Source organism: Streptomyces sp. NPDC015130 (assembly GCF_043080005.1).
Lineage (GTDB): Bacteria > Actinomycetota > Actinomycetes > Streptomycetales > Streptomycetaceae > Streptomyces.
Window position 1 is genome coordinate 424,756 of record NZ_JBIBVC010000005.1, and the last position, 25,893, is coordinate 450,648.

Annotated in this window: 26 protein-coding genes, 1 tRNA gene and 1 pseudogene; 13 read left to right on the forward strand and 15 right to left on the reverse strand. The window is 72.8% G+C overall.

Features of this window, described 5'->3' with window-relative positions; translation table 11 throughout:
• The first annotated feature begins 48 nt into the window (after nt 1–48).
• Both ACF08F_RS13390 and ACF08F_RS13395 read left to right on the forward strand, forming a co-directional pair.
• On the forward strand, nt 49–624 hold the full coding sequence (locus ACF08F_RS13390) for a TerD family protein (RefSeq protein ID WP_073911578.1): 576 nt from the start codon (nt 49–51) through the stop codon (nt 622–624).
• Between the two features lie 96 nt (nt 625–720).
• Nucleotides 721–1,248 (forward strand): GNAT family N-acetyltransferase, encoded by a 528-nt coding sequence (locus tag ACF08F_RS13395; protein ID WP_392298620.1) that lies wholly within the window; start codon nt 721–723, stop codon nt 1,246–1,248.
• A gap of 29 nt (nt 1,249–1,277) precedes the next feature.
• Here ACF08F_RS13395 and ACF08F_RS13400 read toward each other — a convergent pair whose 3' ends face one another.
• Both ACF08F_RS13400 and ACF08F_RS13405 read right to left on the reverse strand, forming a co-directional pair.
• The gene (locus ACF08F_RS13400) at nt 1,278–2,684 is read right to left on the reverse strand and encodes a M1 family metallopeptidase (protein WP_392298621.1); all 1,407 of its coding nucleotides are present in this window, start codon (nt 2,682–2,684) and stop codon (nt 1,278–1,280) included.
• Nucleotides 2,685–2,871: 187 nt separating this feature from the next.
• A complete protein-coding gene (locus ACF08F_RS13405) occupies nt 2,872–3,411 on the reverse strand; it encodes a heme-binding protein (RefSeq protein WP_392298622.1) in 540 nt (179 codons plus the stop codon).
• Between the two features lie 335 nt (nt 3,412–3,746).
• Between ACF08F_RS13405 and ACF08F_RS13410 the strand changes: the two genes are divergently transcribed.
• From ACF08F_RS13410 to ACF08F_RS13420, 3 genes are all read left to right on the forward strand, one after another.
• Nucleotides 3,747–4,922, forward strand: coding sequence for a sensor histidine kinase (locus ACF08F_RS13410; protein ID WP_392298734.1), 1,176 nt, complete (start codon nt 3,747–3,749; stop codon nt 4,920–4,922).
• Nucleotides 4,922–5,542, forward strand: a complete 621-nt coding sequence (locus ACF08F_RS13415) for a response regulator transcription factor (protein WP_317597815.1) — start codon at nt 4,922–4,924, stop codon at nt 5,540–5,542. Before ACF08F_RS13410 ends, ACF08F_RS13415 begins: the two co-directional genes overlap by 1 nt.
• A gap of 138 nt (nt 5,543–5,680) precedes the next feature.
• Nucleotides 5,681–6,904, forward strand: coding sequence for an FAD-dependent monooxygenase (locus ACF08F_RS13420; protein ID WP_392298623.1), 1,224 nt, complete (start codon nt 5,681–5,683; stop codon nt 6,902–6,904).
• 20 nt (nt 6,905–6,924) lie between these two features.
• On the opposite strand, the gene ACF08F_RS13425 is transcribed toward ACF08F_RS13420, so the two are convergent.
• A complete protein-coding gene (locus ACF08F_RS13425) occupies nt 6,925–7,149 on the reverse strand; it encodes a hypothetical protein (protein WP_392298624.1) in 225 nt (74 codons plus the stop codon).
• Here ACF08F_RS13425 and ACF08F_RS13430 point away from each other — a divergent pair.
• Nucleotides 7,112–7,494: pseudogene (locus tag ACF08F_RS13430) on the forward strand (response regulator transcription factor); the annotation flags it as partial. The gene ACF08F_RS13425 and the pseudogene ACF08F_RS13430 sit on opposite strands and share 38 nt — an antisense overlap.
• A 13-nt stretch (nt 7,495–7,507) precedes the next feature.
• Nucleotides 7,508–8,008: a hypothetical protein gene (locus ACF08F_RS13435; protein ID WP_392298625.1), complete on the forward strand. Its 501-nt coding sequence runs from the start codon at nt 7,508–7,510 to the stop codon at nt 8,006–8,008.
• 369 nt (nt 8,009–8,377) lie between these two features.
• Here the strand turns inward: ACF08F_RS13435 and ACF08F_RS13440 are convergent, their stop codons facing one another.
• Nucleotides 8,378–9,046, reverse strand: coding sequence for a pentapeptide repeat-containing protein (locus ACF08F_RS13440; protein ID WP_392298626.1), 669 nt, complete (start codon nt 9,044–9,046; stop codon nt 8,378–8,380).
• A 138-nt stretch (nt 9,047–9,184) separates the two neighbouring features.
• Between ACF08F_RS13440 and ACF08F_RS13445 the strand changes: the two genes are divergently transcribed.
• Both ACF08F_RS13445 and ACF08F_RS13450 read left to right on the forward strand, forming a co-directional pair.
• A complete protein-coding gene (locus ACF08F_RS13445) occupies nt 9,185–10,348 on the forward strand; it encodes an NAD(P)-binding protein (protein ID WP_392298627.1) in 1,164 nt (387 codons plus the stop codon).
• A 70-nt stretch (nt 10,349–10,418) separates the two neighbouring features.
• A complete protein-coding gene (locus ACF08F_RS13450) occupies nt 10,419–11,423 on the forward strand; it encodes a zinc-binding dehydrogenase (RefSeq protein WP_392298628.1) in 1,005 nt (334 codons plus the stop codon).
• Nucleotides 11,424–11,439: 16 nt separating this feature from the next.
• Here ACF08F_RS13450 and ACF08F_RS13455 read toward each other — a convergent pair whose 3' ends face one another.
• Genes ACF08F_RS13455 through ACF08F_RS13465 form a run of 3 tightly spaced genes read right to left on the reverse strand, consistent with a single transcriptional unit; the run spans nt 11,440 to nt 13,192 of the window.
• A complete protein-coding gene (locus ACF08F_RS13455) occupies nt 11,440–11,769 on the reverse strand; it encodes a hypothetical protein (protein WP_392298629.1) in 330 nt (109 codons plus the stop codon).
• A 21-nt stretch (nt 11,770–11,790) separates the two neighbouring features.
• Nucleotides 11,791–12,279 carry a GNAT family N-acetyltransferase gene (locus ACF08F_RS13460; RefSeq protein WP_392298630.1) on the reverse strand — a complete coding sequence of 163 codons (489 nt, stop codon included), beginning with the start codon at nt 12,277–12,279 and terminating at the stop codon, nt 11,791–11,793.
• Nucleotides 12,280–12,298: 19 nt separating this feature from the next.
• Nucleotides 12,299–13,192: an aminoglycoside phosphotransferase family protein gene (locus ACF08F_RS13465; protein WP_392298631.1), complete on the reverse strand. Its 894-nt coding sequence runs from the start codon at nt 13,190–13,192 to the stop codon at nt 12,299–12,301.
• Nucleotides 13,193–13,389: 197 nt separating this feature from the next.
• On the opposite strand from ACF08F_RS13465, the gene ACF08F_RS13470 reads away from it, so the two are divergent.
• The gene (locus ACF08F_RS13470) at nt 13,390–14,781 is read left to right on the forward strand and encodes an NAD(P)/FAD-dependent oxidoreductase (RefSeq protein WP_392298632.1); all 1,392 of its coding nucleotides are present in this window, start codon (nt 13,390–13,392) and stop codon (nt 14,779–14,781) included.
• 106 nt (nt 14,782–14,887) lie between these two features.
• Here ACF08F_RS13470 and ACF08F_RS13475 read toward each other — a convergent pair whose 3' ends face one another.
• The 5 genes from ACF08F_RS13475 to ACF08F_RS13495 all read right to left on the reverse strand — a co-directional run bounded on the left by ACF08F_RS13475 (nt 14,888) and on the right by ACF08F_RS13495 (nt 18,905).
• Nucleotides 14,888–16,939 carry a restriction endonuclease gene (locus tag ACF08F_RS13475; protein ID WP_392298633.1) on the reverse strand — a complete coding sequence of 684 codons (2,052 nt, stop codon included), beginning with the start codon at nt 16,937–16,939 and terminating at the stop codon, nt 14,888–14,890.
• A gap of 492 nt (nt 16,940–17,431) precedes the next feature.
• Nucleotides 17,432–17,608, reverse strand: coding sequence for a hypothetical protein (locus tag ACF08F_RS13480; protein ID WP_392298634.1), 177 nt, complete (start codon nt 17,606–17,608; stop codon nt 17,432–17,434).
• Nucleotides 17,609–17,742: 134 nt separating this feature from the next.
• The gene (locus tag ACF08F_RS13485; RefSeq protein ID WP_392298635.1) at nt 17,743–17,940 is read right to left on the reverse strand and encodes a hypothetical protein; all 198 of its coding nucleotides are present in this window, start codon (nt 17,938–17,940) and stop codon (nt 17,743–17,745) included.
• 283 nt (nt 17,941–18,223) lie between these two features.
• Nucleotides 18,224–18,676, reverse strand: a complete 453-nt coding sequence (locus ACF08F_RS13490) for a hypothetical protein (protein ID WP_392298636.1) — start codon at nt 18,674–18,676, stop codon at nt 18,224–18,226.
• A 152-nt stretch (nt 18,677–18,828) separates the two neighbouring features.
• Nucleotides 18,829–18,905, reverse strand: a tRNA-Thr gene (locus ACF08F_RS13495).
• Between the two features lie 181 nt (nt 18,906–19,086).
• Here ACF08F_RS13495 and ACF08F_RS13500 point away from each other — a divergent pair.
• The 3 genes from ACF08F_RS13500 to ACF08F_RS13510 all read left to right on the forward strand — a co-directional run bounded on the left by ACF08F_RS13500 (nt 19,087) and on the right by ACF08F_RS13510 (nt 21,594).
• Nucleotides 19,087–20,184: an ABC transporter ATP-binding protein gene (locus ACF08F_RS13500; RefSeq protein WP_392298637.1), complete on the forward strand. Its 1,098-nt coding sequence runs from the start codon at nt 19,087–19,089 to the stop codon at nt 20,182–20,184.
• Between the two features lie 233 nt (nt 20,185–20,417).
• Entirely contained in the window at nt 20,418–20,828 is a 411-nt protein-coding gene (locus ACF08F_RS13505; RefSeq protein WP_392298638.1) for a hypothetical protein, read from the forward strand.
• Nucleotides 20,829–20,877: 49 nt separating this feature from the next.
• Complete coding sequence (locus tag ACF08F_RS13510) at nt 20,878–21,594, forward strand: NDP-sugar synthase (RefSeq protein ID WP_392298639.1); 717 nt, start codon at nt 20,878–20,880, stop codon at nt 21,592–21,594.
• An 81-nt stretch (nt 21,595–21,675) separates the two neighbouring features.
• Here ACF08F_RS13510 and ACF08F_RS13515 read toward each other — a convergent pair whose 3' ends face one another.
• From ACF08F_RS13515 to cysS, 3 genes are all read right to left on the reverse strand, one after another.
• On the reverse strand, nt 21,676–23,331 hold the full coding sequence (locus ACF08F_RS13515) for a DoxX family membrane protein (protein ID WP_392298640.1): 1,656 nt from the start codon (nt 23,329–23,331) through the stop codon (nt 21,676–21,678).
• Nucleotides 23,332–23,459: 128 nt separating this feature from the next.
• On the reverse strand, nt 23,460–24,416 hold the full coding sequence (gene rlmB / locus ACF08F_RS13520; RefSeq protein WP_392298641.1) for a 23S rRNA (guanosine(2251)-2'-O)-methyltransferase RlmB: 957 nt from the start codon (nt 24,414–24,416) through the stop codon (nt 23,460–23,462).
• A 76-nt stretch (nt 24,417–24,492) separates the two neighbouring features.
• A complete protein-coding gene (cysS, locus tag ACF08F_RS13525) occupies nt 24,493–25,893 on the reverse strand; it encodes a cysteine--tRNA ligase (protein ID WP_392298642.1) in 1,401 nt (466 codons plus the stop codon).

Genomic DNA, 25,893 nt, shown 5'->3' on the forward strand with positions numbered 1-25,893 from the left:
CCGTGCGCGTTTCACCAGGCGAAGACACCACGATGAAAGGGACTTTCCATGGCTGTGAGCCTGTCCAAGGGCGGCAACGTCTCCCTGACCAAGGAGGCCCCGGGCCTCGCCGCCGTCACCGTGGGCCTCGGCTGGGACGTCCGCACCACCACCGGCACCGACTTCGACCTCGACGCGTCCGCGATCGGTGTCGACGCCGCCGGCAAGGTCGCGTCCGACGCCCACTTCGTCTTCTTCAACAACAAGTCGACGCCGGACCAGACCATCGTCCACACCGGTGACAACCGCACGGGCGAGGGCGGCGGCGACGACGAGCAGATCAACGTCAACCTCGCGGCCCTCCCGCCGAACGTCGACAAGATCGTCTTCCCGGTCTCCATCTACGACGCGGTCTCCCGCTCGCAGAACTTCGGCCAGGTGCGGAACGCCTACATCCGCATCGTCAACCAGGCCGGCGGCGCCGAGCTCGCCCGCTACGACCTCTCCGAGGACGCGGCCGTCGAGACCGCCATGGTCTTCGGCGAGCTCTACCGCAACGGCGCCGAGTGGAAGTTCCGCGCGGTCGGCCAGGGCTACGCCTCGGGCCTGGAGGGCATCGCCCGCGACTTCGGCGTCAACCTCTGACCCGTCGGCTCCGCACTCCGGCGCGCGAGGCTCTGATCCTTCGCGCGCCGGTTGAGCCCCGGCCGGGTTTCCCGGCCGGGGCTCTACCCTTGCCGCGTGATCGTCGAAGCCCTCACCCCGAAGGCCCTGGAGGACGGCACCGCCCTCCCCGGCCCGCTGCTCACCGAGCTCACCGCGCTGTACGCGTCGAACGAGGAGTTCCAGCAGCTCAGCGGTGACTTCCCGGATCCTTCCGACATCCGCCCCGGGCAGGTCGCCGCGGCCCTCGCCGACGAGCTCGCGCAGCCCACCGCCGAGGTCCTCCTCGCCCGCTCCGAAGGACGGCTCGTCGCCGTCGCCGTGGTCCTCGGCCGCCACCCCGACCCGGCCGACCCGGACCCGTGGCTCGGCCTGCTCATGGTCCACGGGGACGAGCGCCGCGCCGGCCACGGACGCCGGCTCGCCGCGTGCGTCGAGGACCGCTTCCGCGCCGAGGGCCGCACCGGCCTGCGGCTCGCCGTCCTGGAGAACAACCCGAAGGCCCTCGCCTTCTGGACCGCCCTCGGTTACGAGGAGACCGGCCGCCGCCCGGACCTCGCGCACGGCCGCCCGTGCGTCGTCCTGCGCAAGAGCCTGGCGGGATAGACCGCCAGGGCTCGCGACGGGGCCTCGGGCTACATGGCGGCCGGCTTCCCGTCGCCGTAGAGCCAGACCTTCCACAGCCCGTCGAGGTCCTGCCCGGCCACGCTCTCCGCGTAGGCCGTGAAGTCGTCCGTCGAGGCGTTGGCGTGGCGGTACTTCGCGGGCCAGCCGCGCAGGATCTCGTCGAAGGCGGCGTCCCCGACCGTCTCGCGCAGCTTGTGGAGGACCATCGCGCCGCGCTGGTAGACCGGCGGGTCGAAGAGGTTCTCCGCGGTGGGCGGGGCGGCCGGCGGGAACGCCCAGTTGGCGTCCTGGGCGAAGGCCCGCTCGAAGTGCGTCCGCGCGGGGACGTCCCCGTACTCCTCCGTGTACAGCCACTCGGCGTACGTGGCGAAGCCCTCGTTCAGCCAGAGGTCCCGCCAGGTCGCGGGTGTCACCGAGTTCCCGAACCACTGGTGGGCCAGTTCGTGGACGAGGGTCGTGCGGTCGAAGGCGGCGGCCGGGAAGACGGGCCGGGTCTGGGTCTCCAGGGCGTAGCCGAGGGTCCCGTCCTCGGTGACGATCGCCCCGGCGGCCGAGAAGGGGTACGGGCCGAAGCGTTCCGCCTGCCGGGCGAGGATCCCGGGGATCTCGCCGCGCAGGGCGGCACTGCCCGCCGCGACGGAGGGCTCGGCGGCGGTCAGCACGGGAAGGGAGCGGCCGCCGGTCGCCGGCGTGGACGCCGCCGTCTCGTACCGGCCGATCGCGACCGTCGCCAGATAGCTGGCCATCGGCTCGGCCGCGTGCCACGCGGTGGTGACCCGGCCGTCACCGCCCTTACGCCGCTCGGTCCTGACGCCGTTGGAGATCGCTTCGAGCCCGGCCGGGACGGTGAGCGTGATGTCGTACGCGGCCTTGTCGGCGGGGTGGTGGTTGCCGGGGAACCAGGTCATGGAGCCCTCCGGCTCGCCGACCGCGACCGCCCCGTCGTCGGTGCGCAGCCAGCCCTCCTCGGAGCCGTCCGCGTCCGTGATCGGCTCGGGCACGCCCGAATAGGTGACGGTGGCCGTGAACTCCGCCCCCTCGCTGATGTCCTCGCGCGGCCGGAGCGTCAGCTCGTCCCCGGCCCTGTTGTACGCGGCGCGGGCGCCGTCGACGGTCGCGCGCGAGACCGTGAGGCCGGCCAGGTCGAGGTTGAAGGCGCTGAGGTCCTGCGTGGCGCGGGCGGTGATCTCGGCGGTGCCGTCGAGGCGGCCGGTGCCGGGGTCGTAGGCGAGGGACAGGGCGTAGTGCCGCACGTCGTAGCCGCCGTTGCCGAGCTTCGGGAAGTACGGGTCGCGCAGACCGGCGGCCCCGGGGGTGCCCCGGACGCCGCCGGTGACCTCCGTGCAGCCGCCCGCGAGGAGCGCGAGGGCGAGGAGGGCCGCGGCGGTCCCGGTCCGGGTGGGCCGCCGGGTCACGTCACCGGGCCGTTCTCGTACACGTACTCGTACACGTATCGATCCTAAACAGGACGGATCCGTGGGGCCGGGCGCGGAGACGGCGGTGGCGCCCGGCGGGGGAACCGGGCGCCACCGCCGAGTGAGGAGGGGGCTGCTGTTACTGCTGTGACTGCTGTTACTGCCGTTACTGCTGCCGAGCGGAAGCTCAGTTGGCGAGCGCGGCCACGCCGGCCTGGGCGAACTTCTCGTCGAGGTCGCCGGAGGGGGCGCCGGCGACGCCGATGCCGGCGATGGGGACGCCCTTGGCGGTGACGGGGGCGCCGCCCGCGAGGAAGAGGGTGCCGGGGATGTCCTTCAGGTTCGGGGCCTGGGCGAGGCGGCCGGCGAGGACGGAGGTCGGGGCGTTCCAGGAGACGGCGGTGAACGCCTTCTTCTCGGCGGACTCGTAGGACTGCGGGCCGGCGCCGTCGCCGCGCAGGGTCACGATGGTGTTGCCGTTGCGGTCGACGACGGCGACGGAGACGCGCTGGTTCTCCTTCTCGGCGGCGTCCAGCGTCGCCTGCGCGGCCTTGGTGGCGGCCTCGATCGTCAGGTGCGTCGACTGCTGGAGGTTGTCGTTGCCGGCGTCGGCACGGACGACGGCCGCGGGGGCGGCGGCCGGGGCGGAGGCGTTGGCGGAGACCGCGCCGAAGGTACCGGCGGCGACGACGGCGGCAGCGGTGGCACCGAAGAGGATCTTCTTCATGAGGAACTCCGTGAGGTGAGGAGGGGAGGGGAGAGGGGAGGAGGGGAGAAAGAAGGGGGAGGGCGAGGTGCGGAGCCGAGGAGGCGTTCCGTCCGTTCCTTCGCTCTGCCATCCATCCTGTGGCCGGTGCCGGGGCCTTCCGGTCCACGGTCCGGCTGCCCTGCTCGCGCACACTGGAGGACGTCCGGGTCAGCCGATCGGCTGATGCCGGTCTGGTCACTCCGGGCCAGGATGGACAGATGTCCCCAGGTCAGGACGGGGAGTGAAGGAAAGGCAGGCAGGTGACACAGCCGCCCACCGAGCAGGACCCGGACGCCCCCTGGCTCGCCCGCGTCATGCACATCGCGTTCTTCCTCCTCCTCGGCGCTTCGCTCGCCCGCTTCCTGCTGCGCCACCCCTGGGAGGACCGCAGCCCCTGGATCGTCGCCCTCTCCGGCGCCCTCGCCTCCCTCTACCTCCTCGGGCCGGTCGTCGGCACCCGCGTGGCCCCGCGCCGGATCGCCTGGCTCAGCACCGTCGTCGCCGTCTGGATCGTCCTCGTCGTCCTCGCGCCGAGCTTCGCCTGGTGCGCGGTCCCGCTCTTCTACACGGGCCTGCGCACCCTTCCCCCGCGCGCCGCGCTCGGCCTCGTCGTCCTGCTCACCGCGTTCGTCGTCTTCGCCCAGGTGCAGCTCGCGCACGGCGGCTGGGACCCGAACCTGATCGTCGCCCCGCCGGCCGTCGCCGCCATCGCCACCGGCGTGTTCGTCTACTCCGACCGGCAGGCCGCACGGCAGCGGGCGCTCATCCACGACCTGATCCGCACCCGGCGCGAACTCGCCGCCATCGAGCGCCGCGAGGGCACCCTCGCCGAGCGCCAGCGGCTCTCCATGGAGATCCACGACACCCTCGCGCAGGGCCTGTCCAGCCAGCAGATGCTGCTCCAGGCCGCGGACCGCACCTGGGACAGCGACCCCGGGACCGCCCGGCGCCACGTCCGTACCGCCGAGTCCATCGCCGAGCGCAACCTCGCCGAGGCCCGCCGCTTCGTCCACGACCTCGCGCCCGCCGACCTCGCCGAGGGCGGCGGCCTCGAACAGGCCCTGCGCGGCCTGGCCGCCCGCGAGTCGGCGGAGTTCCACGTGGACGGGACCGCGGTGCCGCTGCCCGACCGGACGCAGTCGGCGCTGCTGCGGATCGCACAGGGCGCCCTCGCGAACATCCGCGAGCACGCCGGCGCCGACTCCGCCGCGCTGACCCTCACGTACCTCGACGACCAGGTGGTCCTGGACATCGCCGACGACGGCCACGGCTTCGACCCGGCGCTCGCGCGCGACCCGGACGAGCGCGGCGACCGGGGCCACGGGCTGCCCGCGATGCGCGTACGGGCCCGGCAGCTCGGCGGCACCCTGACGGTCGAGTCCGCCCCCGGCGAGGGCACGGTGCTCTCGGCCGCGATCCCCCTGACGCCCCCGCCCCGGCCCCACTCCTCTCCCACTCCCCCGCCCCCGCCCCCGTCCCTGGAGTCGTGATGTCCGTACGGATCCTCCTCTGCGACGACCACGTCGTCGTCCGCGCCGGGCTGCTCGCCCTGCTCGGCAGCACCCCCGACATCGAGGTCGTCGGCGAGGCGGGCAGCGGCGAGGAGGCCGTCGCCATGGCGGCCAAGCTGAAGCCCGACGTCGTCCTCATGGACCTCCAGCTCGGCCCGGGCATCGACGGCGTCGAGGCGACCCGGCTGATCGCGCCCACCGGCGTCCACGTCCTCGTCCTCACCACGTACGACACCGACGCCGACATCACCCGGGCCATCGAGGCCGGCGCCACCGGCTACCTCCTGAAGGCCGAACGGCCCGAGGAGCTCTTCGCCGCCATCCACTCCGCCGCGCAGGGCCGCACCGCCCTCTCGCCGCCGGTCGCGAGCCGGGTCATGGACCGGATGCGGGGCGCGGCGGGCCCGAGCCTCACCGACCGGGAGCGGGACATCCTCGGCCAGCTCGGCCGCGGCCTCGGCAACCGCGAGATCGCGCGGGCGCTGTTCATCAGCGAGGCGACGGTGAAGACCCACCTGGGCCGGATCTACGCGAAGCTCGGCGTCGACACGCGCGCGGGCGCCGTGGCCGTCGCGAAGGAACGCCGCCTGCTGCCGTAGGGGACGTCCCGCCGACCACGCCGCGAGCCCGGCCCGATCGGCAAGACAACCCCCCCCGGGCCCCCACAGACTGCTACCGTGCGTGGCTGTCCGACCGCACGGCGTCATGTCGCGGTCACAGTCTCCGTGGGAGCGCACGTGAAGCTCGCCATCGTCGGCGGCGGCCCCGCCGGCCTCTACCTCTCGATCCTGCTGAAGCGGCAGGACCCGTCCCACGACATCGCCGTGTACGAACGGAACCCCGAGGGCTCCACGTACGGCTGGGGCGTCACCTACTGGGCCGGGCTCCTCGACAAGCTGCGCGCGGGCGACCCCGAGTCCGCCGCGGCCGTCGCCGAGGCCTCCGTCACCTGGAACGACGGCGTCGCGATCGTCCGCGACGAGCGGACCGTCCACCGCGGCGACGCCGGCTTCGGCATCGGGCGGCGGCGGATGCTCGCGCTCCTCGCCGACCGGGCCGAGGAGCTCGGCGTACGGGTCGACTTCGAGCACGACGTGACCGGCCCGGACGCGCCCGAGCTCGCCGGCGCGGACCTGGTCGTCGCCGCCGACGGCGTCAACAGCGTGCTGCGCGAGGCGCACGCGGACCACTTCGGCAGCGAGGTCGCCGCCGGCCGCAACCAGTACATCTGGCTCGGCACCACCAAGGTGTTCGACTCCTTCAGCTTCGCCTTCAAGGAGACCGAGCACGGCTGGATCTGGTGCTACGCCTACGGGTTCAGCGGCGAGCGCTCCACCTGCGTCGTCGAGTGCTCCCCCGAGACCTGGCGGGGCCTCGGCCTCGACACGAGCGGCGAGACCGACAGCCTGCGCCTCCTGGAGAAGCTCTTCCACGACCTCCTCGACGGCCACGAGCTGATCGGCCGGGAGCGGTCCGACGACGCCGCGCAGTGGCTCACCTTCCGGACGCTCACCAACCGGGTCTGGCACCGCGGCAACGTGGTCCTCCTCGGCGACGCCGCCCACACCACGCACTACTCGATCGGCGCGGGCACCACCCTGGCCCTGGAGGACGCGCTGGCCCTCGCGGCCGCCCTGCGCGCCCCCGAGGCCTCCCGCACCCCCGCCGGCCTCGACGCGGCCCTCACCACGTACGGGAAGCGGCGCCGCGCCGAGCTCGTCTCGGCCCAGAGCGCGGCCAGGTACAGCGCCCAGTGGTACGAGAACCTCCCCCGCTACATGCGCCTGGAGCCGGCGCAGATGTTCGCGCTCCTCGGCCAGCGCCACTCGCCGCTGCTCCCGCACGTTCCCCCGCAGCTGTACTACCGGATCGACCGGGCCGCCGAGCAGCTGGAACCCCTGCGCCGCCTCAAGCGGTGGCTGGGCCCGCGGGTGGCCCGGGCGGTCCACGGGCGCCGCTGAGCCCGTCCGACGCACCGGCCTCAGGCGTCCCGGCGGTGGACCGCGACCAGGGCCACCGCCACCGCGCCGAGCGACCAGGCCGCGTACACCGTCCACGCCCCGCCCGCCGTCCAGGGGAACTCCACCGGCACCGGCGAGTCCCCCACCTCCGTCAGCCGCCTCCACGCGCCCTGCGGCAGCGCGTGGAGCGGCGTCGCCGACCAGCGGCTCTGCTCCGGCGCGAGCGGTTTCCTGGTCAAGGACATGGCCGTGGACGACATCCTCGCGGCGGTCCGGGTGGTCGCCGCCGGGGACGCCCTGATCGCACCGGGCGTCACGCGCCGGCTGATCGAGGAGTTCGCGGCCGCCCGGAGCCCGGGCGGCCGGCACCGGCCCCGCTCGCGGCACGCACCCTCGACGGGGTCACCGCGCGGGAGCGCGAGGTGCTCACGCTCGTCGGCCGGGGACTGTCCAACGGCGAGATCGCGGAGCGGCTCCACATCAGCACGGCCACCGCGAAGGCGCACGTGGCGCGCCTCTTCACCAAGCTGGACGCCCGCGACCGGGTGCAGCTGGTGATCCTCGCGTACGAGGCGGGCCTGGCGCCGTGACACCATCGGTCCCGTGCTCGACATCGGCTACTCCCTCTCGCGTCGCTTCCCCGACCCGCCGCAGACCGACTACCGCCGCGCGGACGTCCACGCCCTGCGCCACGACCTCTTCTGCGGGGACGTCTACCTCGCGGACACCGAGGCGGACCGCGAGGTGTCCACAGCCTGGGGATGGGTCCCGGTCCTCGACTTCGCCTGGGCCCTGTGCGACATCGTCGAGCAGCTCGACCAGGACCCGCGCGGCAGCCGCGCAGCGCAGCCGCAGTACGCGGAGCTCGACTTCACCGAGTCCTCGGACCGGATGCTCTTCGAGCGCCGCTTCGGCTGGGTCGACGTCGAGGCCGACTGGATGCCGGGCGAGGAGCCGCCGGTCACCTTCAACCACGCGGAACTGCGCCGCGAGGCCCGCGACTTCCTGCACGACCTGATCGCCGACCTCACCGACATGCACGAGGGCCTCGCCGACAACCCGGCCGTCTGGTCCCTCCAGGCCCGCTTCCCCCGCGTCCCTTAGCCCCGTCCGAACAGACGCCGCACCCCGCAGGGCCGAGCAGACGCCGCACCCCGCAGCCCCGTCCGAGCAGACGCCGCACCCCGCAGCCCCGTCCGAACAGACGCCGCACCCCGCAGCCCCGTCCGAACAGACGCCGCACCCCGCAGCCCCGTCCGAACAGACGCCGCACCCCGCAGCCCCGTCCGAACAGACGCCGCACCCCGCGGCCCCGTCCGCACACACAGCGCCCCCGTGGGCCCGGCAGGACACGCGCCCGCGCCGCAGACCGCGGCCGGACACCCGCCCGCGCCCCGCGGGCCTCGACCGACCGCGCCGCACCCCGCAGCCCCGCACCCCGCAGCCCCGCGGCCTCGACCGAACGAGCGCCCCCTACCCCTCCACCCGCACCCCCAGCCGTGCCGCGAGCACCGGTGCCAGGTCGAGGAGCTGGGCCGTCGAGATGACGGCCCCGGCCAGGGACTCCACCCCGCGCGCGATCTCCAGACGCTGCACCCCGCGCAGGTCCACGTCCGTCAGCCGCGCCCCGGAGAAGTCCACCCCGGTCAGCACGCAGTCCACGAACTCGACCCTCTCCAGGACCGCGCCCCCGAAGTCCGGCTCGGCCAGCACGCACCCCTCGAAGACGACGTCCTTCAGCTTCGCCGCCCGCAGGTTCAGGTAGTCGCTCTTGCCGCCCCGCACCACGACTCTCTCCAGCACCGCCCCGTGCAGCTGCGCCCCGCCGAGCCGCGCCTCCACGACCTCCACGTCCCGCAGCTGCGCCCCCGACAGGTCCGTGCCCACGCCCCGTACCCCCGTCAGGACCGAGTCGAGGAACCGCGCCCCCGTGAGCCGCGCCTCGTCGAGCCCGCACTCGCGCAGCGCGCAGTCCAGGAACCGGGCCCCCGCGCCCGACTGGCCCGCCAGGTCGAGCCCGGCCAGTTCGAGCCCGTCGTAGTCCCCGTCCGCCTCGATCCCGCCCTCGTACGCCACGAGGGGAGGCAGCCGAACCTCCGGCCGCCGCGCCCCCGCCACCTTCTTCTTCCGTGCCGTCGCCATGCCCCCATGGTGATGTACGCCACTGACAACGCCCCCGATGTCACGAACGCGACCCCGCCGCCCGTCCCCCACACGAGACCGGACACCGAGACCCGACACGGGGCCCGGACACGGCACCCGGACACGAGGGAGACGGACATGCGCAAGCTCACCATCATCGGCGGCGGCTTCGCGGGGCTCACCGCGGCGATCACCGCCGCCGAGGCCGGCGCGAAGGTGACCCTGCACGAGGCCCACCGCACGCCCGGCGGCCGGGCCCGCACCGCCGAAGGCCCGTACCGCACCAACGAAGGCCCGCACGCCCTCTACTCCGGCGGCCCCCACTGGACCTGGCTCAAGCAGCGCGGCCTCCTCGGACCGCTCGCCCCGCTCCCGCCCGCCGAGGCCCTCCGGCTCCGCTTCCACCGCGACGGCGCCCTGCGCCGCACCCCGCCGCTCGGCCTGCTGCGCCAGACCCTCCGCGGGGCCGGCCAGGCCCCCGTCGACGTCGACTTCCGTACCTGGGTCACCGGCCTCGCGGGCGAGCGGACCGCCCACGACGCCGCCGCCTACAGCGCGGTCGCCCTCTTCCACCACGACCCGGGCTCGCTCTCGGCCCGGTTCGTCCAGGAGCGCCTGCACCGGGCGGGCTCCCTGCCGCCCGAGGCCCACTACATCCGGGGCGGCTGGGGGCAGCTGATCGAGCGGATGGTCGCGCGCGCCTGGGAGACGGGCGTGCGGATCGAGACCTCGTCCCGCGTCGACAGCCTGCCGCTCGGCGAAGGGCCCGTGATCGTCGCCACCGCCCTGCCCGCCGCCGCCCGCCTCCTCGGCGACCCGTCGCTGAACTGGGACAGCGGCCGCACGGTCCTGCTCGACCTGGCGCTGCGGACCCGGAAGGGCGACCCGTTCGTCGTCTCGGACCTGGACGCGCCCGGCTGGGTCGAGCGGTTCACGGCGCAGGACCGCTCGCTCGCCCCCGCCGGACAGCAGCTCGTCCAGGCCCAGCTGCCCATCGGCCCCGGGGAGTCCAAGGCGGACGGCGTCGCCCACGGCGAGCGGCTCCTCGACCGGGCCTTCCCGGGCTGGCGCGAGCGGACGGTGTGGCGCAGGGAGGCCGTGTCCCAGGGCCGTACGGGAGCGGTGGACCGGCCGGGCACCACCTGGCGCGACCGTCCCGCGGTCGACCGGGGCGACGGCGTGTACCTGGTGGGCGACCAGGTGGCGGCGCCCGGCGTGCTGTCGGAGGTGTCGTTCACGAGCGCGATCGAGGCGGTGTCGCTGGCCGTCCGCACGGAACAGCTTGACCTCAAGCGCGCTTGAGGGCGGAGGCTCGGGAACTGTCACCGAGGAAGACCGCTGAAGTGTCAGCGACGACGACAGGGGAACCGTCATGCACGCCATCCGCCTCCACGCCTTCGGCCCCGCCGAGAACCTCACCCACGAGGAGACGGCCGACCCCGTGCCGGCCCCCGGCCAGGTCCGGATCCGTGTCGCGGCCGCCGGGGTGCACCTCCTCGACACCGCACTGCGGCTCGGCCAGGCGGGCCCCTTCCCCGCCCCCGCCGAGCTCCCCACGATCCCCGGCCGCGAGGTCGCCGGCACGGTCGACGCGCTCGGCGAGGGCACCGACCCGGCCTGGCTCGGCAAGCGGGTCGTCGCCCACCTCGGCATGGCCCCGGGAGGATACGCGGAGCTCGCCGTCACCGACGCGGCCCGGCTGCACGCCCTCCCCGACCACGTCGGCGAGGCCGAGGCCGTCGCCATGATCGGCACGGGCCGCACGACCCTGGGCATCCTGCAGTTCACCGAGCTGGGCCCCGACTCGGTCGCGATCGTCCCGGCCGCCGCGGGCGGCATCGGCACCCTGCTCGTCCAGTACGCGAAGAACGCCGGCGCCACCGTCGTCGGCCTCGCCGGCGGCCCCGCGAAGGTCGCGCTCGTCGAGGCGAACGGCGCCGACCTCGCCGTCGACTACAAGGAGGCGGACTGGCCGGAGAAGGTCCGCGCGTACCTCGACGAGCTCGGGCGCTCCGCGACCGTCGTCTTCGACTCGGTCGGCGGCGACGCCGGCCGCGCCGCCGTCGACCTCCTCGGCGAGGGCGGGCAGCACGTCGTGTTCGGCTGGTCGGGCGCGGGCCTGCACGACGGCGAGCCGCTGACGTTCACCCCGGAGGAGCTCGCGGAGCGCGGCATCACCTCGGAGTCCGTCCTCGGCCCCGTCATGCTCCGGAAGGCGGGCGGCGACGTCCGCAACCTCGAACTCGCCGCCCTCGCCGCCGCGGCCGACGGCACGCTCCGCCCGGCGGTCCACCGCTTCCCGCTGGAGAAGGCGGCGGAGGCCCACCGCGCCCTGGAGACCCGGGGCACGACGGGCAAGGTGGTCCTGATCCCGTAAGAGCCTCCGTACGGGATCAGACCCCGACGACGTCCCAGGAGTGCGCCTTGAACTCCTTCTGGAAGTCGGCGTGGTCCTCCCACATCCGGGCGGCGGAGCGGAGCACGTCCCAGTTGTGCTCCAGGGCCTGGTCGACGACGGGCCGCAGCTCCGGCTCCGACTCCCGCTTCTCCACCAGGCCCTTGACCGCCGACGCCGCCTGCACGGTGTAGCGCAGGGCGCGCAGGGCCCGGGAGGTGTCGTCCATCCCGAACCCGTGGTCCTTCCCGTTCGCGGGGTCGAAGAGGGGCGTCAGGCGCGCCTCGATGAAGTCGGTGATCCGCTGAAACCGCTGCTCGATATCCATGCCCCCTTCCTACAGCACGCCCTACAGCGCTCCCGCCCCACCACCGCCGAGCTCGGCCAGCGCCCCGTCCGTGAGGCGGTAGACCGTCCACTCGTCCTGCGGGCGGGCGCCCAGGGACTCGTAGAAGTCGATCGACGGCTTGTTCCAGTTCAGGACGGACCACTCCAGGCGCTCGTAGCCGCGGTCCACGCAGATACGGGCCAGTTCGGTCAGCAGGGCCTTGCCGTGGCCGCCGCCGCGGACCTCCGGACGGACGTACAGGTCCTCCAGGTAGATGCCGTGGACCCCGCGCCAGGTCGAGAAGTTGAGGAACCAGAGGGCGAAGCCGGCGACCTCTCCGGACTCCGTCTCCGCGATGTGGGCGAAGGCCGCGGGGCGGTCGCCGAAGAGGGCCTCGTGGAGCTGGTCCGGGGTCGTACGGACCTCGTGGAGGGCCTTCTCGTACTCCGCGAGGTCGCGGATCATGGCGAAGACGACGGGGACGTCTGCGGGCGTGGCGGTACGGATCATGCCCCCAGCCTGCCCCGGATCACACCCTCCTGGCCAGCAGGATCCGCGCGAGCGCCACCTGCTCCTCGTCCAGCTCCGGCTCGCCGTCCTCGACGTCCCACAGGCCGTTCTGCAGGACGCGGCCGAGGGTCCACGCCGCGGCCCGCCGGCGGTCGCCGACGACCTCGGCGAGCAGGTCGAACCGCCACAGCAGCTCGTCCGGATCGGGGTCGAACCGGTCCGTCAGAGCGGGCAGCAGATCGAACCCCGGATCCCCGGCGAGCGGCTTCGGGTCGATGGCGAGCCAGGGCTCGCGCTCGGACGCGAGGACGTTGTCCAGGTGGAGGTCCCAGTGGAGCAGCCGGTCCCCCGGTTCGCCCACCACGTCCCGTACGGCCGCCGCGCAGTCCCGCAGGACCGCCGCGTCCGCAGCGCCGAGCCGTGCGGCCGCGTCCGGTACGTCGGCGAGCATCCCGGCGGCGATGTCGCCGAGGGTCCGCAGCCCGGCGGGCGCCGGGTGCGCGACGAGCCGGGCGAGCAGCCCGGCCACGATCCGCAGCGCCTCCCGCGTGTCCTCGACCGCGGACAGCGGGCGGGCGGCGTCGAGCCACTCCAGGAGCATGGTCCCGGTGCCGGCGTCGTGGTCGAGCAGGCGCACCGAGCCCGCCCCGTCCCAGACGCGCAGCCCGACGGGCTCGCCCTCGGTCTCGTCGTCGAGGATCTGCAACTTCAGCGCGGCGCGGGTGCCGTCCTCGACCCGCTGCACGGGCAGGACGAGCGAGGCCGCCCCGTGCATCGAGGCCCCGGTGAGCCTCAGCCCCCATCTGTCGAGGAACTCCCCGGCCCGCGCGGGCAGTCCGGCGACGAACGCCCGTCCCGCCTCACCGTTGTACTCGGCCTGGGACAGCGCGAGTTCCTCCGGTACGTGAATCACGTGCCCGAGCCTAGGTCCTGTCGTCACACTCCCGCCTGCTCCGCGACGCCGGCGTCGCGGAGCGCCTTCGAGAATTCGGCCGCGTCGTGGAGCGCGCTCCCGCCCGGAAACCCTCACCGGAAGACCCGTATCCACAGGCCCAGGGCCCCGGGTAACGTCCCGCCCACGCACCCGGAAGACGGACTGAGGAACGACACATGAGTACGGTCAACGGCGGCATCTCGTTCTGGTACGGGCAGGAGGGCGCCCCCGCGCCCCGCGAGCCGCTCCCCGGCGACACGACGGCCGACGTCTGCATCGTCGGCGGCGGCTACACCGGCCTGTGGACCGCCTACTACCTGAAGAAGGCCGTCCCCTTCCTCAACATCACCGTCCTCGAAGCGAAGTTCTGCGGCTACGGCGCCTCCGGACGCAACGGCGGCTGGCTCTACAACGGCATCGCCGGCCGCGCCCGCTACGCCGAGCTCCACGGCCACGAGGCCGCCGTCCGCCTCCAGCAGGCCATGAACGCCACGGTCGACGAGGTCCTGGACATCTGCGAGACGGAGAAGATCGAGGCGGACCAGCACCGCGGTGGCGTACTCGAAGTAGCCGTGTCCCCCGCCCAACTGTCCAGGCTGAAGGAGTTCCACGCGACCGAGGCCGCCTTCGGCGAGAGGGACCGCGAGCTCTACGGCGCCCGCGAGACGGCGGACCGCATCCGCGTCACCGGTGCCGTCGGCTCGTCCTGGACCCCGCACGGCGCGCGCCTGCACCCGGTGAAGCTGGTCAAGGGCCTCGCGGCGGCCGTCGAGGCGCTCGGCGTCACGATCCACGAGTCGACCCCGGTCACGGAGATCAAGCCGAAGCACGCGATCACCCCGTACGGCACGGTCCGCGCCCCGTACGTCCTGCGCTGCACCGAGGGCTTCACGGCCTCCCTCGCCGGCCAGCGCCGCACCTGGCTGCCGATGAACTCCTCGATGATCGCCACCGAGCCGCTCACGGACGAGCAGTGGGACTCCATCGGCTGGGAGGGCCGCGAGACCCTCGGCGACATGGCACACGCCTACATGTACGCGCAGCGCACCGCCGACGGCCGGATCGCGCTGGGCGGCCGGGGAGTCCCGTACCGCTACGGCTCGAAGACGGACAACGACGGCCGCACCCAGCCGCAGACGATCGAGGCGCTCCGCGAGATCCTGGTCCGCTTCTTCCCCCAGCTGGCAGGGGTACGGGTGGACCACGCCTGGTCCGGCGTCCTGGGCGTCCCCCGCGACTGGTGCGCGACCGTGACCCTCGACCGCTCGACCGGCCTCGGCTGGGCGGGCGGCTACGTCGGCTCGGGCGTCGCCACGGCCAACCTGGCGGCCCGCACGCTCCGCGACCTGATCCAGCAGGACTCGGGCCAGTCGGGCCCCACGGACCTCACGGCACTGCCCTGGGTGAACCACAAGGTCCGCAAGTGGGAACCGGAACCGCTGCGCTGGCTGGCGGTCCAGACGATGTACGCGGCCTTCAGGGGGGCGGACCGCCGCGAACTCACGGGCCACAGCGCGAAGACGGACAGGGTGGCGACGCTGGCGGACAGGGTGGCGGGCCGCCACTGAAAGCAGGGCAGGGGCAGAGGCAGAAACAGGAACAGGAACAGGAACAGGCCACAAGCGCCCTACCCCGCCCCCTGCCCCTGCCCCTACACCCCACCGCCGACGCGGCTCACTCCACCTGAATCCCGAAGTCCCCCACCAACTCCTCGAGACCGCCCCGGTACCCCTTCCCCCCGAGGACGAAGTCCCAGTTGCCGCCGGCCCGTCGCCGGAACGACCCGAGGACGAGGGCGGTCTCGCCGGGCCGCCCGTCGGAGACCTCCAGGCGGTCGAGCTCGCCGCCGGCGTCGTCGCGGAGCCGGATGCCCGCGTCGGTGAAGCCGCCGAGGTCCGCGTCCGGGTTCACCTCGGGGTCCACCGCGGCCACGAGGACGAGCCGGTCGGCGCGGGCGGGCAGGGCGTCGAAGCCGACCCGGACGGCGGCCCGGTCACCGGGAGCGGCGGCCACCATGGCGACCGAACCATCGGGAGTGGCCTGATTGTTGAAGAAGACGAACCACTCGTCACCGAGAACCCGACCGCCCGAGCAGACGAGCGCGCAGACGTCGAGGGCGACCGAGCCGGACCAGACCATGCCGAGCAGGTTGAAGTCCTCGGCGGCCTCGGGCGGCGCGGTCACGGCGGCCTCGACGGGGGCGGGGGCCGTCCCGGGGCCGAGGCGCCCGCGCAGGCCGTGCTGGTGGAGGAGGTCGACGAGCTCGGTCCCCGAGATCAGGGTGAGGGGCTTGCCGTTGGCGAAGGTGTAGGAGCCGGGCCCGAACTTGGAGGTGGTGACGAGCACGCCCTTGTTGGCACCGGCGTCCTGCACGGTGCCGTACAGGTCGCGGACGGCGGTCGGCGGCACGGTGTTCCGGTAGCGCTTCACCTGGACGACGATCGACCCGCCGCTGATCGGGTCGGAGTCGAGCGCCTCGACGTCGACCCCGCCGTCGTTGGAACGGCGCGTGGTCACGGCCTGGAGCCCACGAGCCCGGAACAGCTCCGCCACGAGCCCCTCGAAGGCGATCGGATCCATGGCGAGCAGGTCGGGCTCCTCGCCGTCGCCCTGGACGACGACCTCGGAACCCACCTGGTCGGGGGTGCGGAGCGGCGCCACGGCGACGCGCTCCTCGGGCTTGGCGGACAGCCGGCCGGCGAGGGCCCCGGTCAGGCACTCCACCGCCCCGACGAGCTCCAGGTTCAGGCGGTCGAAGTCCCGCCGCCCGACGACCACGGACGCGACGCACACGCGCCCGGCGAGCCCGGTGGCGGGATCGACCCCGCCCACGTACCCGTTGAGGGCGACGCTCTCCAGGGCGCCGGCGCGGTCCGCGGCGAACAGCTCCCGCACGGCGAGGAGGACGCTCTGGGAGAGGACGTCCCGGTAGAGGGCCCGCCGCTGCGTGACGGGCCGCGGGACCTCCTTGTCCTGGTCGGTGCTGGGCAGGTACTTGACGCCCTTGGCGGCGGGCACGACCTCGTACGGGGGCAGGTCCCAGTCGAGGACGAGCGTCCGGCCGGCACGGTCGTAGGCGGCGGCCACCTCCCGAGGGAAGCCCTCCGGCCAGGCGGTGGAGGCGAAGAGCACGGCGGAGAAGTAGTCGACGACGGTGTCGGGCTCGCCCGCCCGCAACGCGTCGGCGGTCCCGGCGAGCCCGTCGTTGTGGCGCCGGATCTCGGCGACCCGGGCCGCGGCCCACAGGTCGTACTCCCGCCGGTAGGCGGCCAGCTGCTCAAGGCGCCGGGCCTCGGCGGCCTGCGCCGCGTACCAGTCCCGCTCGAACCGCGCCCGCCCGCCGTGCTCCTGGTAGTACCGCTGGTCGGGCATGGCCACGGGAACACCCAGGGGCCCGGGCGCGAACGGCTCGACCTCCTCGGCCTGCCGCAGGGCCTCCACCCCGAAGGCCGGCGCGCGGCACCCCGCGACGAGCAGCCCTTCGAGCGCGGCGACCCGCGCGTCCAGCTCCCGGGTCCGCCGCAGGGCGTCCTCGTCCCGGTGCCGCCGATAGGCGGCCTTCTGCTCCTTCTGCATCCGGGCGACATCCCGCTCGTACGCCCGCTGCGCCCCCTCGGCGTCCCGCTGCTGCCGCAGCACCGCCTGCTGCTGCCCCTCCCGCTGCCGCTGCGCGACCCGCTGCTGCTCGGCCCAGATCCCGATCAGCCCACCGGAACGCCGCCCCATCCGCACACCCCTCCCCGAACACCACCTGTACGCCCCCCGCAACCCCCAAGTGTCCCGGACAAACCCCCTCCAGGACACCTGATCGCAAGAGCCCCGGCAATTTGCATCCCCTTGTCTCTCCGCGGCGCTGTACGCGATGATCTGGGCTTTCCGTCGTGCGTGGGGGCGACGCAGGTGACCAGGCCGGCCTTCCCGGGCACGCTGAGGGGGCTGGCGTGAGAAGCCGCTGGTGTGGAAACCCAGGTGGCCCTCATCCTGCTGACGTGCGCCACCGCCGCCCTCTGCTACGACCCACATCCGACATGCACGGTGACCCGCGCCGACGAGGCACCACCGCAGACACCGCCGCACTCGCAGCCATGACCTCCCACGGACACGGAAGACCCCAGACCAAGATCGGCCAAGGGTCTTCGCAGGCCCCAGCCCGGACCCCCTGTCGGGTTCGAACCGACGACCCCCGGTTGACAAGTTCGTGCAAGTCAGCAGTCCCCGTCACCGCTTCTTCCGGAGCTTCCGCATCTTCGCTTCGGCTTCCTTCTTCTTCCGCTGCTCCACCCCGTACGCGGACCACGGTCCCTGGTGCTTGGCGCACCGGGAGGTCCCGATGACCGCCTTGTTCTGGCACCGGCCGCCGCTCTGCGTAGGAGCTCCGCACTTCGACTGCGTCATCCCGTCTCCCCTCCAGGGCCCACCATGGGCATCCCTCGCACGGTGCCCACAACTTCGGCTCACCGCGAGGGCGCAGAAGGGTTGTGCCGGAAGCACAGGTTGGCGCTCCTGCCGCGCGCAGCAGGAAGGGCTGCCTAGAACGCCCGGAACATCTCGGGCTCCCACCCCTGCGGCAGCGCGTTCGCCATGAAGAGGTAGACGGGCCCGTAGGGAGTCTCCGTCTGAAGGGCCTCCCACTGGTCCAGGTCATGAGCGCAGTACCGGCGCAGCAGATCCTTCATCTGCTGGACCTCTGCGTCGCTCAACGGCCCTTCGCCCCGCACTTCATCCATGCCGCCATGGTAGGCAGCCACGAGACCCGACTCGGGCGACGTGACCAGACGATCTCGCACAGAGAGGCAAGAACGACGATGTCCGCAGCTGCTCGACGGTTTGGCTGACCGTGACGCCGCACTCGGCGGTTCACGAAACCGGCCCCGGCATGAAGCCCGCCCGCGGGAAGGGACGAGGATCGCGCCGATGAGAAGGCGCCCGGAGCTCCACGCCGACTGTGGCTGACTGTACTGAATGCCGTTCTGATTCGACCCCGTGCTCTGTTCCGAGCACGGGGTCGAATCAGTGAAACCAGACGACGAGACGCACGTTCTCCGCGCCGTGAACCTCGCTGAGGATGCGCATGACGCTCCAGACTCGGCCCCAGTCGGTGTCGGTCCCTGCGGCCGACGCGCGGCTTCGTGTGCCGGAGGCGTCCGTCTCCTGCCAGTCGGTGGCCTCCAGCTCAGCCCAGGTCACCCATGTCGTCCCGTGTACGGAGTGAGGACCGCCGTAGCCTGCGAACTCAGCACGCAGCCCGTCCGACGCGTCATCCGGAAACCCACGGCCTTCTGCCGGCGGGCGGAAGCCGAAGGAGTTGCGGATGCCGAAGAGACAGGCGAGGCTGTCGTAGGCGTTGCCCCTGTTGAGCAGGAAGAGGTCGATGCCGAGTTCCCAGACGGCGTCCTCGTCGTCCGGACCCCACAGCCGGACCCCCGGTCGGCACTCGATCATTCCACTGACATCGGTCGACATGGCGTGATCCTGCCCGCCAGGCCCGGGAGCCGGCATCAGCCTTTCGCTCCGCGCGCTGCGGACCGTCCCCTGCTGACCGTCGCCGTTGATGTCAGCCTTAGATGTCAAAGACCCCCAACCATGATCGGTTGGGGGTCTTCGCGTTTCCCACCTGGAGCCCCCTGTCGGGTTCGAACCGACGACCCCCGCTTTACAAGAGCGGTGCTCTGGCCAGCTGAGCTAAGGAGGCAGCCAGTGCAGTGTAACCAAACCCGCACGCGGCGCGGCCGGAAATCTCGGGTCCTTCGGCTGCTGACAGATCGGGCGTGGCCAGGTAGCGTCACCTACGGTTCACCCTGGTGGACTAGACCTCAATCCTTCCTTTACTCGGATCGTCCGGCACGTTCCTGCCGGTGAAGGGACACATCACCATGGCTTCCGTCACTTTCGACAAGGCGACCCGGGTGTACCCCGGTGCCACCAAGCCCTCCGTCGACCAGCTCGACATCGAGATCGCCGACGGCGAGTTCCTCGTCCTCGTCGGGCCCTCCGGCTGTGGCAAGTCGACCTCGCTCCGCATGCTCGCGGGGCTCGAGGACGTCAACGCCGGTTCCATCCGCATCGGTGACCGCGACGTCACGCACCTGCCGCCGAAGGACCGGGACATCGCGATGGTGTTCCAGAACTACGCGCTGTACCCGCACATGACCGTCGCCGACAACATGGGCTTCGCGCTCAAGATCGCCGGCGTCAACAAGGCGGAGATCCGCGCCAAGGTCGAAGAGGCCGCGAAGATCCTCGACCTCACCGAGTACCTGGACCGCAAGCCGAAGGCGCTCTCCGGCGGTCAGCGCCAGCGTGTCGCCATGGGTCGCGCCATCGTGCGTGAGCCGCAGGTCTTCCTCATGGACGAGCCGCTGTCGAACCTCGACGCGAAGCTCCGTGTCTCGACCCGTACGCAGATCGCCGGCCTCCAGCGCCGTCTGGGCATCACCACGGTCTACGTCACCCACGACCAGACCGAGGCCCTCACCATGGGCGACCGCGTCGCCGTGCTGAAGGACGGTCTGCTCCAGCAGGTCGACTCCCCGCGCAACATGTACGACCGGCCCGCCAACCTCTTCGTCGCCGGCTTCATCGGCTCCCCCGCCATGAACCTGGTCGAGGTCCCGATCACCGACGGCGGCGTGAAGTTCGGCAACAGCCTCGTCCCGGTCACCCGTGACGCCATCGCCGCCGCCTCGGCCGCCGGCGACACCACCGTCACCGTCGGCATCCGCCCCGAGCACTTCGACGTGCAGGGCTCGGACAGCGGCGAGGGCCTGGCCGTCACGGTCAACGTCGTCGAGGAGCTCGGCTCGGACGGCTTCATCTACGGCTCCACCCGCGTCGGCGGCGAGGACAAGGACCTGGTCGTCCGCGTCGGCGGCCGTGACGTCCCCGCCAAGGGCTCCACGCTGCACGTCGTCCCGCGCGCGGCCGAGCTGCACGTCTTCTCCACCTCGACGGGCGCCCGCCTCAGCGACTGACCCGCAGTCGCCGCCGAGAACCGGTGAACGGTCCCGCATCTCTTGCAGATGCGGGGCCGTTCGCCTAAGAGGACCCAGACGGATCAAGTCGGGGTTTACCGCGGAAAACCCCGGCATTCAGGGCCTTCCCCCGACCCCCGCGTCAACACGGAATTCGAAAAGCCGCCTCGAACCATCCCCCGCGAGAGTGACTAAATGTCGCCATATCACTACCGGCCGCTACGCTCGCCTGCGTGACGCACACTGCCCGCCGAATCGGCCGCTCTCTCGCCCTCGTCCTGCCCGTCGTCCTGGTGCTCTCGGGAACGCTCGCGGTGTCCGCCGTTCCGTGGGCCGGCCAGGACTCCACCACCCAGCTGACGGCCTCCTCCACGGACGTCTCCGTCCGCGCCAAGTCCCGTGCCCCGCAGGATATTCTCCGCGACCAGCTCCTCGCAGAGCTTCAGGAGAAGGACCCCGGCATCGCCCTCACGCACCTCCAGCGCGAGGTCGAGAACCGGCCGTCGCTCGCCGAGCACTGCATGTCCATCGCCCGCGCCCTCGGCCGCGCCGCCGTGAAGCACTACGGCCCCTCCCGCGCCCAGTCCTTCTCCCGCCCGGTCTGCGACACCGCGTACGCGACCGGTGTCATGCGCGCGAGCTGAGCCGCGAGCTGAAGCGCTCGGCGCGTACGGGGCGCCTATCGTTCCCCGTATGCACACCAACCCGACGCAGGCCGTGGTCCTGGCGGGCGGCCAGGGCTCGCGGCTGCGCCCGTACACCGACGACCGCCCCAAGCCGATGGTCGAGATCCCGGGCACCGGGACCCCGATCATCGGCCATCAGCTTTCCTGGCTCGCCGAGGAGGGCGTGACCGACGCGGTCGTCTCCTGCGGCCACCTCGCCGAGGTCCTCCAGGAATGGCTGGAAAACGCCGACCTCCCCCTGAAGGTGACGACGGTCGTCGAGTCCGAGCCCCTGGGCCGCGGCGGAGGCCTCAAGTACGCCGCCACCCATCTGCCCTCGCCGGACCAGCCCTGGTACGCGACCAACGGCGACATCTGGACCCGCTTCTCGCTCCGCGAGATGGCCGCCTTCCACCACGAGCGCGACGCCGTCGCCACCCTCGCCCTGGCCCGCCCCCGCATCCCCTGGGGCGCCGTCGAGACCGACACCTTCGGGCACATCACCGACTTCGTCGAGGCGCCCCCGTCGCCGTTCCTCATCAACGCCGGCGTGTACGTCTTCTCCGCCGCCTTCACCGACCTCCTCCCGGACCTCGGCGACCACGAGCGGACCACTTTCCCCCGCCTCGCCCGCGAGCGCCGCCTGGCCGGCTTCCCGCTGCCCCAGGGCGCCTACTGGCGCGCCATCGACACCGCCAAGGACCTCACCGAGGCGGCCAAGGAGCTTGCCGCTCAGCGGGCCTGAGCCGATACGGCAGGCACGTACGGGGAGTACGAGAAGGGCGGCGCCGCTTGTGCGGTGCCGCCCTTCTCGTACGTACTCGGCTCAGCCCAGCAGGCCGCCGATCGGGTTCCTCGCGCCGCCCGTCGTCGAGCCGCTCTCCGTCGGCGTGCTGCTGCCGCCCGTCGAGCCCGTCGAACCGGTGGAGCCGCCGCTCGACGAGCCGCCCGTGCTCGTCGGGGTGTCGCTGGTGGTCGGCGGGGGTGCCGGGTCCGACTGCTTCGGCGGGCGGGTGGTCGTGGCCGAGCCCGTACCGCTGTCGCTACCGCTGCCGGTGCCCTGCGTGGACGTCGGACGCTGCTCCTGCGTGCGGGTGCTCTCCCGGGTCGTCTCGGTCGGCCGGGTCGCCTCCTCGGTCTCCTCGCGGCCCGCCGTGGCCTCCGTCGTCTCGGCGGTCGCGGACGGCTCGGGCGCGGTCGTGGCGCTCCGGGAGGGGGCGCGGCGCGTCGGCTCCGTGGGGAGCGGCTGGCCGGGGAGGTGGTTGATCGGGTCGTCGTTGGGGCCCGGGACGGTGACCATCTCGGTCGAGCGGACCGCGCCGCCGAGGACGGAGCCGATGAGGAGGGTGAGGCCGACGACGACCGAGGCGAGGAGCGTGCTGCGGCGCGTGACGCGGCGGCGGAGGGCCCAGAGTTCCGCGCGGGGGCCGAGGGTGCGCCAGGCCTCTCCCGCGAGGCGGCCGTCGAGCGAGTACACGGGGGCGCCGGCGATGATCAGCGGGGACCAGGCGGCCAGGTAGATGATGTCGGCGGAGTCGTAGACCGGGACGGTCTTCCAGCTGACGGTCAGGAGCAGAGCGGCGGAGAGCAGGGCGCCGACGACGGCCGCCGCCCGCTGCCAGAGGCCGAGGACGGTGAGGACGCCGACGACGACCTGGAGGAACGCGACGGTGAGTCCGGCGCCCACGGGGTGCTGGAGGGCGAAGTCGCGGAGGGGTTCGGCGAGCGGCCAAGGGTGCAGCGAGTTGAGCCACTTCACCATCGAGCCGCGCTCGCCGCCGTCGAAGTAGACGGGGTCGCAGAGCTTGCCCATGCCCGCGTAGATGGAGATGAAGCCGAGGAAGACGCGGAGCGGGAGGAGGACGACGCCGAGGTTCATCCGGCGGCCGGGGTAGTACGCGTGCCGGACCGCGTCGTGTCCCTGGCGGCGGCCGTCGCGGCCCGCCTGGCCGTCCCGGCCGTCGTCCGTGGCGTCCCCGTACGGCCCGGGGGCCTCGGGCCGCAGCTCGTACATGTCGTCGTAGGCGCCCTCGGCGCGGCGCATCGGCGGCAGCAGCGGGGCGGCGGCCTCGGCGGGCACCACCGGGGTGGGCATGGTGTCGTCGATGCGCGGGATGGCCTGGGTGATGCCCGTGTCGAGTCCGGCGTGGCCGACGGCCGGGTCGAGGGTGGAGACGGAGGAGTCGCGTACGGCCTGGAGGAGCCCGGTCGCGCCCGGCGCCGACTTGCCCGTCCACACGACGGGACGGCGGCGGGCCGCGCCGCCTCCCGCGGCTCCGGCTCCGGCGGCGGCTGCGCCCGCTCCCGCGAAGGCGGCGACGCGCGGGTTCGCGGCGAACGTCGGCGGCTTGGCCGGCGCGAGCCGCACACGGAAGCTGGCGTGGTTCACGATCACCTGGGCGGGATCGGAGTCCACTTTGACCATGCTCAACGCCGGCTGATCGTCGAACCCCGGCCGGGGCGTTCTGGTGTCCACACTCATCTAACCGAGTGATCTGGGTTTAGGACACTGCCTTGACAGCTCGCAAATGTCCGAGACCCGTCAAGATCAACGCCACGGCCGGGGCCGGGTCGTGCGAAGGGGTACGACGCCGGGCGCCGCGCCCGGTGTTACGCCATACGGCGGCGGGCCGCCTCGTACAGCACGACGCCCGCGGCGACACCGGCGTTCAGCGACTCGGCGCCACCCGGCATCGGGATGCGGACGAGGAAGTCGCAGGTCTCGCCGACGAGACGGGACAGGCCCTTGCCCTCGGATCCGACGACGACGACGACCGGACCGGACAGCGCCTCCAGCTCGTGGACCTCGTGGTCGCCGTCGGCGGCGAGGCCGACGACCGTCAGACCGGCCTTCTGGTACTGCTCCAGGCAGCGGGTCAGGTTGGTGGCGCGGGCGACCGGGGTACGGGCGGCGGTGCCGGCCGAGGTCTTCCACGCACCGGCCGTCATGCCGGCGGCACGGCGCTCGGGGACGACCACGCCGTGGCCGCCGAAGGCGGCGACGGAGCGGACGACGGCGCCGAGGTTGCGCGGGTCGGTGATGCCGTCGAGGGCGACGATCAGCGGGTCCTCGTGGGCGTCGTAGGCGGCCGCGGCGAGGTCCTCGGGGTGCGCGTACTCGTACGGCGGGACCTGGAGGACGAGACCCTGGTGGTTCAGGTTGTTCGTCATGCGGTCGAGCTCGGGGCGCGGCGCCTCCATGATGTGGATGTTGCCGCGGCCGGTGGCGAGGTTCAGGGCCTCGCGCACGCGCTCGTCGTTGTCGATGAACTGCTGCACGTACAGGGTCGTGGCGGGCACGCCGTCGCGCAGCGCCTCGAAGACCGGGTTGCGGCCGACGACCATCTCGGACGTCCCCTTGCCGCCGCGGCGGGCGACGGGCTTGCGCTTGGCCGCCTGCCGGGCCATCGCGTTGGAGACGCGGAACGCCTTGTGGCCCTTGCGGTCCTCGGCCTTGGGGGTCGGGCCCTTGCCTTCGAGGCCCTTGCGCCGCTGGCCACCGCTGCCGACCGTCGCACCCTTCTTGTTCGACGTGCGACGGTTCCTGCGCTGGCTGTTCCCGGCCATGACTACCTGTTTCCTCTGCTGACGTACAAAGTCTGTAACTGAAGTGTGCCGCTCGGAGCCCCGAGCGGCACGTCTTCTAACGGTTGCCCAGCGTCCAGCGGGGGCCGTCGGGGCTGTCCTCGATGGCGAGGCCGGAGTGGCTCAGCTGATCGCGGATCGCGTCCGCGGTCGCCCAGTCCTTCCGCTCGCGGGCCGACTCGCGCTGCTGGAGCACGAGCCGTACGAGGGTGTCGACGACGCCGTGGAGCTCCTCGCCGCCACCGGACTCGTCGGCCCACTGGGGGTCGAGCGGGTCCAGGCCGAGGACGCCGAGCATGGCGCGGACCTCGGCGAGGCGGGCGATGGCCTCGTCCTTGTCGTCCGCGGCGAGGGCGCTGTTGCCCTGGCGGACGGTGGTGTGGATGATCGCGAGCGCGTGCGGCACGCCCAGGTCGTCGTCCATGGCCTCGGCGAAGGCCGGCGGCACCTCGGCGGCGGGGGCGACGGTCGTCCCGGCCTTCTCGGTGGCGCGCTGGACGAAGCCCTCGATGCGGGCGAACGCCGACTCGGCCTCGCGCAGGGACTCCTCGCTGTACTCGATCATCGAGCGGTAGTGCGGGGTGCCCAGGTAGTAGCGGAGGACGATGGGGCGCCAGGCCTTCACCATCTCCGACACCAGCACGCTGTTGCCGAGCGACTTCGACATCTTCTCGCCGGCCATGGTGACCCAGGCGTTGTGCACCCAGTACTTCGCGAACTCGTCGCCGTAGGCCTTGGCCTGGGCGATCTCGTTCTCGTGGTGCGGGAAGATCAGGTCGAGGCCGCCGCCGTGGATGTCGAAGGCGGAGCCCAGGTACTTGTGGGCCATGGCCGAGCACTCCAGGTGCCAGCCGGGGCGGCCGCGGCCCCACGGGGTCTCCCAGTCGGGCTCGCCCGGCTTGGTCGCCTTCCACATCGCGAAGTCGCGCGGGTCGCGCTTGCCGGTGATGCCGTCCTCGGTGGGCTGCCGCAGGTCGTCGATGTCCTGGTTGGACAGCTCCAGGTACCCGGGGAAGGAGCGCACGTCGAAGTAGACGCTGCCGTCGGCCTCGTACGCGTGACCGCGCTCGATGAGGCCGCGCATCATCTCGATCATCTCGGGCACGTGCCCGGTGGCGCGGGGCTCGTAGGTGGGCGGCAGGCAACCGAGGGCGTCGTAGCCCGAGTTGAACGCGCGCTCGTTCTCGTAGCCGATGGACCACCAGGGGCGGCCCTGGTCCGCGCCCTTGGCGATGATCTTGTCGTCGATGTCGGTGACGTTCCGGATGAACGTGACGTCGTAGCCGCGGTAGGCGAACCAGCGGCGCATGATGTCGAAGTTCAGCCCCGACCGGATGTGGCCGATGTGCGGGGCGGCCTGCACGGTGGCACCACAGAGGTAGATCGAGACGCAGCCCGGTGTGAGCGGGGTGAAGTCACGGATCTGCCGGGCGCTGGTGTCGTACAGGCGAATAGTCAC